This is a genomic window from Moritella sp. Urea-trap-13, assembly GCF_002836355.1.
Taxonomy (GTDB): Bacteria; Pseudomonadota; Gammaproteobacteria; order Enterobacterales; family Moritellaceae; genus Moritella.
In genome coordinates, this window is sequence record NZ_PJCA01000034.1 from 32752 (window position 1) to 45275 (window position 12524).

General features: G+C 41.3%; 10 protein-coding genes. 3 read left to right on the plus strand and 7 right to left on the minus strand.

Features of this window, described 5'->3' with window-relative positions; translation table 11 throughout:
* Positions 1–8: 8 nt before the first annotated feature.
* From CXF93_RS15990 to rpsB, 6 genes are all read right to left on the minus strand, one after another.
* Positions 9–908, minus strand: a complete 900-nt coding sequence (locus CXF93_RS15990) for a CDP-archaeol synthase (RefSeq protein ID WP_101063539.1) — start codon at positions 906–908, stop codon at positions 9–11.
* A gap of 56 nt (positions 909–964) precedes the next feature.
* Positions 965–1735, minus strand: coding sequence for a polyprenyl diphosphate synthase (gene uppS, locus CXF93_RS15995; RefSeq protein WP_101063540.1), 771 nt, complete (start codon positions 1733–1735; stop codon positions 965–967).
* A gap of 69 nt (positions 1736–1804) precedes the next feature.
* Entirely contained in the window at positions 1805–2362 is a 558-nt protein-coding gene (frr, locus tag CXF93_RS16000; protein ID WP_101063541.1) for a ribosome recycling factor, read from the minus strand.
* Positions 2363–2515: 153 nt separating this feature from the next.
* Positions 2516–3253 carry a UMP kinase gene (pyrH, locus tag CXF93_RS16005; RefSeq protein WP_026006326.1) on the minus strand — a complete coding sequence of 246 codons (738 nt, stop codon included), beginning with the start codon at positions 3251–3253 and terminating at the stop codon, positions 2516–2518.
* A gap of 77 nt (positions 3254–3330) precedes the next feature.
* Positions 3331–4209 (minus strand): translation elongation factor Ts, encoded by an 879-nt coding sequence (gene tsf, locus CXF93_RS16010; RefSeq protein ID WP_101063542.1) that lies wholly within the window; start codon positions 4207–4209, stop codon positions 3331–3333.
* 108 nt (positions 4210–4317) lie between these two features.
* Positions 4318–5046 carry a 30S ribosomal protein S2 gene (gene rpsB / locus CXF93_RS16015; protein WP_017223042.1) on the minus strand — a complete coding sequence of 243 codons (729 nt, stop codon included), beginning with the start codon at positions 5044–5046 and terminating at the stop codon, positions 4318–4320.
* Positions 5047–5530: 484 nt separating this feature from the next.
* Between rpsB and map the strand changes: the two genes are divergently transcribed.
* From map to dapD, 3 genes are all read left to right on the plus strand, one after another.
* Positions 5531–6370 (plus strand): type I methionyl aminopeptidase, encoded by an 840-nt coding sequence (map, locus tag CXF93_RS16020; protein WP_101063543.1) that lies wholly within the window; start codon positions 5531–5533, stop codon positions 6368–6370.
* Between the two features lie 131 nt (positions 6371–6501).
* Positions 6502–9117, plus strand: coding sequence for a bifunctional uridylyltransferase/uridylyl-removing protein GlnD (gene glnD, locus CXF93_RS16025; RefSeq protein ID WP_101063544.1), 2616 nt, complete (start codon positions 6502–6504; stop codon positions 9115–9117).
* Positions 9118–9281: 164 nt separating this feature from the next.
* Positions 9282–10313: a 2,3,4,5-tetrahydropyridine-2,6-dicarboxylate N-succinyltransferase gene (dapD, locus tag CXF93_RS16030; RefSeq protein WP_101063545.1), complete on the plus strand. Its 1032-nt coding sequence runs from the start codon at positions 9282–9284 to the stop codon at positions 10311–10313.
* Between the two features lie 167 nt (positions 10314–10480).
* Here dapD and CXF93_RS16035 read toward each other — a convergent pair whose 3' ends face one another.
* On the minus strand, positions 10481–12364 hold the full coding sequence (locus CXF93_RS16035; protein WP_101063546.1) for a methyl-accepting chemotaxis protein: 1884 nt from the start codon (positions 12362–12364) through the stop codon (positions 10481–10483).
* Between the last annotated feature and the right edge of the window lie 160 nt (positions 12365–12524).

The window sequence follows — 12524 nt, forward strand, 5'->3', positions numbered from 1 at the left end:
ACGCTCCCTTAAAAACAAACTAAATAAATAACAGCAAATACCGGTAATGCAGCCGTTAAGCTATCAATACGATCTAAAATGCCGCCGTGACCAGGTAATAACGTTCCACTGTCTTTTACACCCGCTTCACGTTTAAACATACTCTCGTTAAGATCACCTAATGTTGATGAAATTGACGTGATAAAGCACGTGAACAGGATTATGACAAACTTAGTGCTATCAAGTTCCCCTGAAGGTGAAACCGTCATCACAACTGCAGCAATTAGCGCGATAAGCATAGATACAACAACACCACCCAAAAAGCCTTCTCGGGTTTTACCCGGGCTTACTCTTGGTGCTAATTTATTTTTACCAAATTTCTTGCCAGTAAAGTAAGCACCTGAATCTGCGCCCCATACTAAGAACATCACTAGCATCACTAACCATGCACCAGCCAGTGGATCATGGAAATATTGATAAGAACGCAGTGCTAGCATTGCCCAAAAAAATGGCACTAAGGTAACAATACCAAAGACGACTTTCACTAAGGTATTCTTAGTCCACGCTTTAGCGCTGTTTGGATAAGTTAATACTAATGCTGCGCAAATTAACCACCACACAGCACCGACAGTCAAAATACCACTGACTAAGGGTACTAACACAGTTTCATTATTATCCGTCACTTGCCAGATATGACGTACATCGGGTGGAATAACTAATAATGTCGCACCCAGAATAAGTGAGTAACCAACGATAAGCGCATTCGGTAATTTACTGTTATTCTTATCGACCAATACCGCCCACTCTTTGGTTGCTAAGATAAACACACCTGCGATTGCAAGTGCGAACCACTGTAGAGGTAACAGAAAGATAGCGGCAAGCGCTAATGGAGCTAAAATTAATGCGGTGGTAATTCGTTGCTTAAGCAAAGTTGTTCTCCTATTAAAAAACGTCCAGAATTTTATCTCAACGCTACTATATGTGTTTATTGCTGTTTAGTTAAAATAGCTCGGATCTGTTCACCTGTGCCACCAAAACGACGTTCTCTGTTTACAAAGCTAAAAATAGCATCTTCAAATGCCGTTTTATCAAAGTCAGGCCATAAGGTGTCAGTGAAATATAATTCCGCATACGCGAGTTGCCATAACAGAAAATTACTAATCCGGTGATCGCCACCCGTGCGGATCATCAAATCAACAGCTGGCTGGTCAGCCATGGCAATATGCTGCCCCAACATTTTGTCATCAATTTGATCTAAGCTTATTTCGCCAGTTTTAACTGCGATAGCAATCTGCTTCGCGGCATTGGCGATATCAGATTGACCACCGTAGTTGGCCGCAATATTGAGCGTGAGTTTAGTGTTATTACACGTTAACGTTTCAGCTTCAGTAATCTTGGCTTGAATGGCTAGACTAAATGCAGATACATCACCAATGATTTTTAGGCGGATTTGGTTTTTATGTAGTTTCTTCACTTCTCGCGTTAACACTGTCATGAATAACTTCATTAACATACTAACTTCAGCTTCTGGTCGACGCCAATTTTCACTACTAAACGCAAATAACGTTAACGACTCAATTCCTATAGCTAATGCACTACTCACAACTTGACGAACAGACTTAACACCTTCATGGTGGCCTTTAACACGTATTTTACCACGCTGCTGCGCCCAACGCCCATTGCCATCCATGATGATTGCAACATGCTTAGGTTTCGAGTCATTGACTAACGCTTCGAGTTCAGTTGAGTTTACCATTACTATCTTTATCCATTAAAAATTAAAACGCCGTATCGAAATACGGCGTCTTAAAAAATGTAATCGAGATTACACTTCCATTAAGTCTTTTTCTTTGTCTGCTAATATCGTATCAACTTGCTTGATATTGACATCAGTCATTTTTTGAATTTCGTCTTGTGCACGGCGATCATCATCTTCACCGATTTCTTTTTCTTTTAATAGCGCTTTAATATCGCCATTTGCATCACGACGGATGTTACGAATAGCAACACGGCATTGTTCTGCATCAGCACGTACAACTTTGATTAAGCTCTTACGACGTTCTTCTGTTAGCGCTGGTAATGGAATACGGATATTGGTACCAGCAGACTGAGGGTTAAGACCCAAATCAGACGACATGATTGCTTTTTCTACCGCTTTTACCATAGTGGCATCAAATACAGTAATGCTTAATGTACGTGAATCTTCAGTACCTACGTTACCAATTTGATTCAACGGAGTGTTAGCACCATAGTAAGAAACAGTAATACCGTTTAGGATACTTGGGTGTGCACGGCCAGTTCGAACTTTAGATAGTTGACCTTTTAATGCGTCGATAGTTTTGCCCATACGGGTCTGAGCGTCATCTTTAATTTCGTTGATCACAACGTATTCCTTAAATTTGTCGAGCAATGGTCGCCATTGCCTTATCGATGAGAATTTACTTACTTAGTGTAAATCAATTCAATTTAGAGGTCTTGTTATAATGCCTCTAAACTTTAAACTATTGTATTTATTTACTGAATCTGAGACTTAGTTTTATTTCTTTGCTGCATTTGAAATCAATGTGCCTTCAGCTTCACCCATAATAACACGGCGTAAAGCACCTGGCTTATTCATGTTAAATACGCGCATCGGTAAATTATGGTCACGTGCCATAGTGAATGCAGATAGATCCATGATTTTAAGTTCTTTTTCTACAACTTCACGATACTCAAGGTTATCGTAAAATTCAGCATTTGGATTTTTTACTGGATCTTCAGAGTATACACCATCAACTTTTGTTGCTTTTAATACAATATCAGCTTCAATTTCGATACCACGTAAACACGCAGCAGAATCAGTTGTACAGAATGGGTTACCTGTACCAGCAGAGAAGATCACTACTCGGCCAGTTTTTAATAAGCTAATTGCTTCAGCCCAGTTATAGCTGTCACATACGCCACGTAATTCAATTGCAGACATTAAACGAGCATTCACATAAGCACGGTGGAGTGCATCACGCATTGCTAAGCCATTCATCACAGTCGCTAACATGCCCATGTGATCGCCCACTACACGGTTCATACCCGCTTCAGCAAGACCTGCACCACGGAATAAGTTACCGCCACCAATAACTAAACCAACTTGAACACCCAGCTCAACAATTTCTTTGATTTCTTGCGCCATGCGATCCAGAACTTTAGGGTCAATACCAAAATTCTCGTCGCCCATCAGCGCTTCACCGCTAAGTTTTAATAAAATACGACGATATGCAGGTTTCGGGTTGGTAGTCATCATGATCTCTTTATCCTAATTGTGGAAAAACCGCAGCCTAAGCCGCGGTCTATATTAAATCTTCAGCAATAATTAAATTATGCTTTTTGTGCTGCTGCTACTGTAGCTGCAACTTCAGCTGCGAAATCATCTTCAGCTTTTTCGATGCCTTCACCAACTTCGATACGGATGAAGTTTAAAACGTCAGCGCCTTCTTCTTTAAGAAGTTGACCAACAGTTTTTGAAGGTTCCATGATGAAAGCTTGACCTGTAAGGCTCACTTCACCAGTGAATTTCTTCATACGACCAACAACCATTTTCTCAGCGATTTCTTGTGGTTTGCCACTGTTCACTGCGATTTCGATTTGGATCGCTTTTTCTTTTTCAACAACTGAAGCAGGTACATCTTCAGGTTTAACGAATTCTGGCTTAGCTGCTGCTACGTGCATAGCAAGTTTCTTAGCTAGTTCTTCGTTACCGCCTTTAAGTACAGTAACAACACCGATAGTGCCGCCATGTATGTAAGACGCCATGTTATCACCTTTAACTACAACTGAACGACGAACATTGATGTTCTCGCCAATTTTAGCAATTAGGTTAGCACGCGCTTCTTCAACTGTTAATTCAGCATCAAATTTAGCAGCTAGTAGTGCTTCAGCTGAATCGAATTCACCAGCGTGAGCAACTTCAACAACTTGGTTAGCAAATGCTAGGAAGCTTGCATCTTTTGCTACGAAATCTGTTTCTGAGTTAATTTCAACTAGAACAGCAACGCCGTTAGCAATTTTAGTTTTAACAACGCCTTCAGCAGCAATACGACCAGCTTTTTTAGCCGCTTTAACAGCGCCTGATTTACGCATGTTCTCGATTGCTAATTCCATATCGCCTTCAGCTTCAACTAAAGCTTTTTTACAATCCATCATGCCTGCAGCTGTACGTTCGCGCAGTTCTTTAACCATTGCAGCAGTAATTGCCATGGGTAATTTCCTCAATTTCTATACAAAAAAAAACAGGAGCCATATGGCTCCTGTTAACTAAATAGTGCACTTAGTTAATAAGAGCATCGATTAAATCGAAAAGCTTTATTATTTAGCTTCTTCGATGAAGTCGCTTTCCGCTTGTGCAGCGATGTCTTGATTACGGCCTTCATTTACAGTTGCTGCAACAGCACCTGCATAAAGTTTGATAGCACGGATCGCATCATCGTTACCAGGTACAACAAAATCGATGTTGTCTGGGTTTGAGTTAGTATCAACAATAGCTACTACTGGGATACCTAGGTTGTTAGCTTCTTTAATAGCGATGTGCTCGTGGTCAGCATCGATTACGAAGATAACGTCAGGTAAACCGCCCATAGTTTTGATACCACCAAGGCTTTTCTCTAGTTTTTCCATTTCACGTGTGTTCATTAGAGCTTCTTTCTTAGTAAGTTGCTCGAATGTACCGTCTTGTGATTGTGCTTCTAGAGTAGTTAGACGCTTGATTGATTGGCGAACTGTTTTCCAGTTAGTCAACATACCACCTAACCAGCGGTGATCAACGTAGAACTGGTCACATGAAAGTGCAGCTTCTTTGATTGTTTCGCCAGCAGCTTTTTTAGTACCAACAAAAAGAACTTTACCTTTTTTGTCTGCAACGTTCTTGATAAAACCAAGTGCGTCGTTGAACATTGGAACAGTTTGCTCTAAGTTGATGATATGTACTTTACTACGAGCGCCAAAGATGTATTGCTTCATCTTTGGGTTCCAGTAACGAGTTTGGTGACCGAAGTGAACACCTGCTTGTAGCATATCGCGCATTGATACTGTAGACATTTTAATTCCTTAAGTTTGTATGGGGTTAGGCCTCCACACATCCCATTTTTTCGACCTTTGAATCTAAGTTAGCGTAATAAAATCAAGCACTAACCAAACAAAACAAAAGCACCCCGACAAATGTGACGATGTGTGTGTGATTTATATAAAATATGTGTGTATGAAGTTTAACAAATAACCAGTAGCTGGAATTTGTTAATTCATTGCGCGCTTTATATCATATACAGATAAATAGCACAAATTTTGAGGCATAATTTTTTGCTCATTACACCATCAAATAACATCGCACGCATCCCTTATTCTAGCGGGTTATCAGCATAATTCTTGGCATCACATTTATTATTCACCTGCCTGCTAATACCTACAAAGAGCAAGCCATGGCAGAGAAGCATTGATCCGCAAAAAAAATTTATGCTTATCACTCGCATTAGCGTTACAATAAAAGCCATAAAACAAAACATTTATCTATATTGAAGAGTGAAAAATGAGCGTAATCATTAAAACTGAAGAGCAAATCGAAAAAATGCGCGTTGCTGGTCGTCTAGCAGCACAAGTACTAGAAATGATAGAACCGTTTGTAGTTGCCGGGGTGACCACTCAGGAGTTAAATGATCGTTGCCATGAATTCACTTTAGCAAACGATGCATTATCTGCGCCTTTGTTTTACCCAAGCTACGATGAAAATGATGATACTGCATTTCCAAAATCAGTTTGTACATCGATCAACAGTGTTGTTTGTCACGGTGTGCCTGATGAACGAGCATTAGAAGATGGTGATATTCTTAATATGGATATCACCGTAATCAAAGATGGCTTCCACGGCGATACATCAAAGATGTTTTTCATCGGTGAAGTTTCTCCACGTGATAAGCAATTATGTCGTATCTCGCAAGAAGCACTATATGAAGGTTTACGCCAAGTAAAACCAGGTGCACGCTTAAGCCGCATTGGTGAGATCATTGAGAAAAAAATCAAGTCGCACAATAAAGCTAATCCAACACGCAAATACTCAATCGTAGAAGAATATTGTGGTCACGGTATTGGTCAAAAATTCCATGAAGAACCGCAAGTATTACATTACAAATCACGCTTCAACGAAAGCAACCAGAACTTAGTGCTTAAAGAAGGCATGTGCTTCACGATTGAACCTATGATCAATGCGGGAAAAAAACACAACCACGTTGCCGATGATCACTGGACTGTATTAACCAAAGATAATAAGAATTCTGCACAATGGGAACATACCCTTGTGGTAACCAAAGACGGTTGTGAAATTCTGACATTACGTGATGAAGAAACAATTCCACGTATCTTAAAAAACTAGTTTACCTATCTTAAAAGTTAGTAATAGATAGCTTGAATTAATAGTAGATAAACGCTAATTGTTAAAATTAGTTAACATGGGAACAGCGCCCTGCGGTTCCCATTTTCTATCGAACTCCAGGAAGGCGTCGTATGGATCCAACTCAATATGTTCCCGCATTACTCTCAGATGAAGAGTTAACCCTTAGTCATTGTAAATCACACATGCAAGAGTTTCAGTCTTGGCTTGAACAACGCTTCTTTGATGGTGATGATATTATTGCGTTAGTATCTTGCCGCGCAGAATACATGGATCAATTGCTGAATCGACTTTGGCAAAAGTTTACCCTCGCCACTCATCCTGCTTTAGCACTGGTCGCGGTTGGTGGTTATGGTCGCGGTGAATTGCATCCTAAATCAGACATCGACTTGCTGATCACTACCACGTCAACCTTAACACCAGAGCAAGAGCAAGCCATCTCACTCTTTATCACAATGTTATGGGATTTACGTTTAGAAGTGGGTCATAGCGTTCGCACCATTGAGGAATGCTTAGAAAAAGGCTTAGGTGATATCACCATTGCAACCAACCTTTTAGAGTCGCGCTTAATTACCGGTTCTGAAGACACTTATGCGCAACTGCAGGATATTATTGACCCTGAAACGTTTTGGCCAAGCCAAGACTTTTTCCAAGCCAAGCATGAAGAACAACTTGCTCGCCATCACCAGTTCAAAGGTTCTTCATATAATTTAGAACCAGATTTAAAAAGCAGCCCAGGTGGGTTACGTGATTTACAAACTATCTTGTGGATCACCCGCCGTCATTTTGGCTCCAACAGTTTCTTAGAATTAACCAATCACGGTTTTTTAACCAAAGGTGAATATCACGAACTGGAAGATTGCCAGAAATTTTTGTGGCGTGTACGTTTTGCCCTGCACCTTGGCTTAAAACGTTGTGATAACCGCCTACTCTTCGACCGACAAACTTCGGTCGCAGAAGCGTTGGGTTACAGCGGTGACGGTAATCACGCGGTTGAAACCATGATGAAGCAGTTTTACCAAACCATCCGTCGAGTCACGGAACTCAATGAAATGCTGCTACAACTATTCAATCAAGCGATTCTCGGACACGTGGGTATGGATGTGCGTAATATCACCGCCGATTTTCGCCTCCGCGGTAGTTTGATTGATACCACCAGTACCGACCTATTTACCCGTCGTCCCAGTGCTATTATCGAGTTGTTTTGTCACATCGCCGATAACGAACATATTACCGGTATTTATGCTGGTACCATACGCGAACTCCGTGATGCCAGACGTAAATTAACCATGTGGTTAGAAGATATTCCCGAATGTCGTGAACAATTCATGCTCTTGCTTAAGCATCCTAACGCCAGTGGTTTAGCACTGACTCTAATGCATAAACATGGTGTCATTGCCGCTTACATTCCACAGTGGAGTCGTATTCTTGGGCAAATGCAATTTGATCTATTCCATAACTACACAGTGGACGAACATACCCATCGTTTAGTGAAAATTATCGACTCTTTTAAACGCGATGAAACCAAAGAAACACATCCATTGTGCTGTGAGATATACCCACGTTTAGAAAAGCCAGAGCTATTGCTCATCGCCGCTATTTTCCATGACATAGGTAAAGGCCAAAAAGGTAATCACTCCGAAATTGGTGCTATTGATGTACGCGCATTTTGTAAGAAACACGGTATCAACAAAGCCGATCGTAAGCTGGTCGCTCGATTAGTAAAATATCACTTGTTGATGTCTGTTACCGCACAACGCCGTGATATCCATGATCCCGAGATCATTACCGAATTTGCTCGCACCATAGGCGACCAAGAACATTTAAACTACCTCTACTGCCTTACTGTTGCGGATATCTGCGCCACCAATGATACCTTGTGGAATAATTGGAAAGGTTCCCTGCTGCGTGAACTGTACTTCCTAACCCAGCAAGCCTTACGCCGCGGTTTAGAAAACCCACTGGATGCTAAATTCAGGATCAAGAACAATAAAGATACTGCCCTCGCCCTTTTGGAAAAGAGTAGTTTTAGTCTCGAGCAGATCCAGGCTTTGTGGACGACATTCCGCTCGGAGTACTTTTTGCGTAACGATCCGAGTCAGATCTGTTGGCACACTACAGGTATTTTGAATCATCAGGATCCAACAACACCTTTAGTGCTGATTAGTCAAAATAGTGCCCGTGGTGGTAATGAAGTTTTCATTTATGCTAAAGAAAATAAACATCTATTTTCCTCTGCAGTATCTGCATTAGGCAATAAATGCTTAAATATTCACGATGCTAAAATCACCTCAAGCCGTAATGGTTATGTACTCGATAGCTTTGTGATCTTAGATCAAACCGGTGACGCCCTCGCCCCCGATCGTGTTTATGCATTGCAAGGGGCCTTAGAAACGGTATTGAAAACCGGTAAAGCACCGATACTAAGAAAGCAGCGTATTCCCCGACAAATAAAACAGTTCTCGGTGAAAACGAAAGTCACCTTTTTAGCCACCAAGAAAAAACGTACTTTTGTCGAAATTATTACCTTAGATACACCGGGACTACTGGCCCGTATCAGCGCGATATTAAGTTCAGAAAATATCGTTCTACATAATGCCAAGATCTCCACCATTGGTGAGCGCGCTGAAGATTTCTTTATCATCTCGGGGAATAACAACCAACCGTTATCACCAGAGCAGCAAGCGGAATTACGCCATAATCTGATCACCGAATTAGCTGATAACTAGCGGTTATAGAAAATACAAAGACAATTTTTCTTTGAAACAACTAAGACAGATGTGATAGAACTAACAGTAATATTTTAATAAATAAAAACTAAATAGAAAAAATACTCAGATCCGGCGTGGTATATGAATATCACGCCCTTATTCTAAATGGAGATTTCTCAGCTATGGCCACTTTTTCACTCGCTTTCGGTAGTGCTACTAAAAATACTGCTGGTAAAATTATCGAAGCTTTTTTCCCTAATCCGCTGCTAAACCCAAGTGCTAAATTGGTTGCTGATATTAGCGAAATAGTTAGTTATCAAGGTCAAAATGAAGTTATTGAAGTAACGCCAGCACAAGCTGCGCAACTTGCAGCGGCATTTACTGCAAACGATGATGCTGCCAATGCTAAATTTGCAACTGCAGCAGCAAGCAGCAAGCAATCACTCGTACTTGTTATTCTTGCTACAGATGAAAAACCAGCATCAGTTGCTGAAGGTTATTTAAAACTACAATTGATTTCACATCGTTTAGTTAAGCCACACGGCACTGTATTAGACGGTATCTTTGGTCTACTGCATAACATCGCTTGGACTAACCAAGGTCCTATCGATTTACCTGAACTGGCAGACCGTCAAATTACAGCGCGTCTTGCAGGTGAAGTATTAACGGTAAGCTGTGTGGATAAATTCCCTAAAATGACCGACTATGTGGTACCAACTGGTGTACGTATTGCTCACACAGCACGTGTACGCTTAGGTGCACACGTTGGTGAAGGCACCACTATCATGCATGAAGGCTTCGTTAACTTTAATGCAGGCACAGAAGGTGTGAGCATGGTTGAAGGCCGTATCTCTGCTGGTGTGATGGTTGGTAACGGTTCTGATATCGGCGGCGGCGCTTCTATCATGGGTACACTGAGTGGCGGTGGTCAGTTAGTTATCTCGATGGGCGAAAACTGCTTACTTGGCGCTAATGCTGGTTTAGGTATTCCACTGGGTAACCGTTGTACTATTGAATCAGGTTTATACATCACTGCTGGTTCTAAAGTACAAATGTTAGATGCTAGCAACCAAGCGGTTGAAGTGGTTAAAGCGCGTGACTTAGCAGGTAAAGATGACTTGTTATTCCGTCGTAATTCAATCTCAGGCACAATTGAATGTTTAACCAATAAATCAGCGGTTGAACTAAACGCAGAACTACACTCAAACAACTAATCTTTGCATGTTAAGTAAATAATAATGCCCAGCAATGCTGGGCTTTTTTAGCACAAAAAATCAACGAAATAAGTAACATGAGTCGAATAGATCCATTAATCTCATCATACCAATCCTTATACCGTTTTTACGCGACGACATCACTACAACTGATTTTCCTCACCTGTTTACACAATAAATGTCGCTACTTTGCCATTTAATTCACTTGCCTGATGATTAAGTTGCTGTGACTGTACCAAGTTCTGGCTAGCACCTAAAACGAGTGTGTCCGACACATCTTTAATGGCGATGACATTCTGCGATATTTCCCCTGTAACTTGAGTTTGCTCTTCCGCGGCGGTGGCAATCTGAGTGGCCATATCACTGATTAATACCACCGACTTATTAATTTCTTCTAAGGCATGCGCCGCTTGATCGGCATCTGCAACTGAATGAACCGCCAATTCCGAACTACTGTCCATGAGATTGACCGCTTTTTTCGTCGTCAATTGTAAAGTATCGATCGTGGCTTTAATTTCCTCTGTCGATGACTGAGTACGCTGTGATAGCACCCTAACTTCATCAGCAACGACCGCAAAACCACGCCCTTGCTCTCCTGCTCGCGCTGCTTCAATTGCCGCATTCAACGCCAATAAATTGGTTTGCTCTGCAATACCTTGAATGGTCGCCAGTATGGTGGTGATATCTTGTGCGTGACGATTTAAATCGCCAATCACTTTCGAAGCGTCAGCCACTTCAGAGGCTAAATTATTGATCGAATGTTTGGAATTCAATACCAGCTGTCGGCCTTGTTCAGTGCTGCCAGTGGAGTCTTGCGCCGCGCTGGCGGTTTGCTCAGCATGAGAAGCAATCTCTTGGGTTGCAGAAGCCATTTCAGTCACGGCCGTAGCAACCATTTCAATTTCTTGCTGTTGATGATTAAGATCACCAACAGATTGGTTAGCCTGTCGTTCGCCCTCAATGGATTCATTCGTCAAGGTTTCCGATTGCGTTCTAATATGCAGGATTAACTGTTGCTGGCTGCTAACAAACAAATTAAAGCTATCGGCTAATTTTCCGACTTCATCGTTAGCATGAAGTTCAATACGTTGGGTCAGGTCTCCACCACCCTGTGCGATTAACGCCAGCGCATCGGATACTCTTAACAAAGGTTGAAATAACATATTACACAACAAGTTGAATAAAAATGTGCATACAATAACAACAAGCGTTGTGGCGATAACCTGACTCCATATTGCCGAATACAATGGCGCAACTGCGGAAGCATAATTAACGACAATAACAATAAATAGCTCACTGCCTATAATCGGCTCGGCATAAACAATATTTTCGACCCCATTTATCATTACCTTCTCAATTTTCGGGTTAGCTAAATGCAACTTAATAGCGCCAAAATCGAGCCCTAACGAAGAGATCTGTTTATTCAATAAATTTATATCCTGGTGAGCAAAGATAGTACCTTGCTGGTTACCAATAAACATATAGCCATCGCCAGGTAGTATCACGGCCGCCATGCTCTGTAAAATATCATTAATTTCAACATCAGCACCAATAACCACAGGCTGCCCTTGCAGCTGATGTAAATTACCTAAAGAGACCACATTTGCTCCGGTAGCAGCGGCAACGGTAGGATTGTCCATAAACACTTTGGAAGGATCCGCTTTAGCATTGATGTACCAGCCCCATTTTCTTGGATCATCATTGCCTGCTGGTAAGATGACACCATTAGCATTCTTTTGACTACCGTCAGAAAAGGCAGCGAATACATTGTCAAACCCACCCGATACTGACATTTGTTGTAAATGTTTTTCCAGTGTTTCCGGACCTATATCATTAGATAACGAGCCTAGGATGACGCCTTTAGATTCAATCCAATCGGCAACATACTTATTATACGATGCAGAAGAGCCTTGTAATCGCTCTGCGATCTCAACATCTAAGCGTTGTAACGAAGACCAAAATGATACTGAAGCAACCAGTATTCCGCCCAATATAATGGCCAGACTAGCTGATAGCGCGAGTTTATTTTTGAGTGACATATTTTTTAACATGAAACACCTTTTAATGGAGAGTGCATTATGGCCAGCTCTATCTAGAGTCAGTTATTTTGTGTCTTTCAAGGATGGTAAAATACAGAACAGAAGGAATACAGAATCGTAGTGCAAAAAAATGGCATCATTACTGATGCCATTTTTATCTCAACAGCCTAGA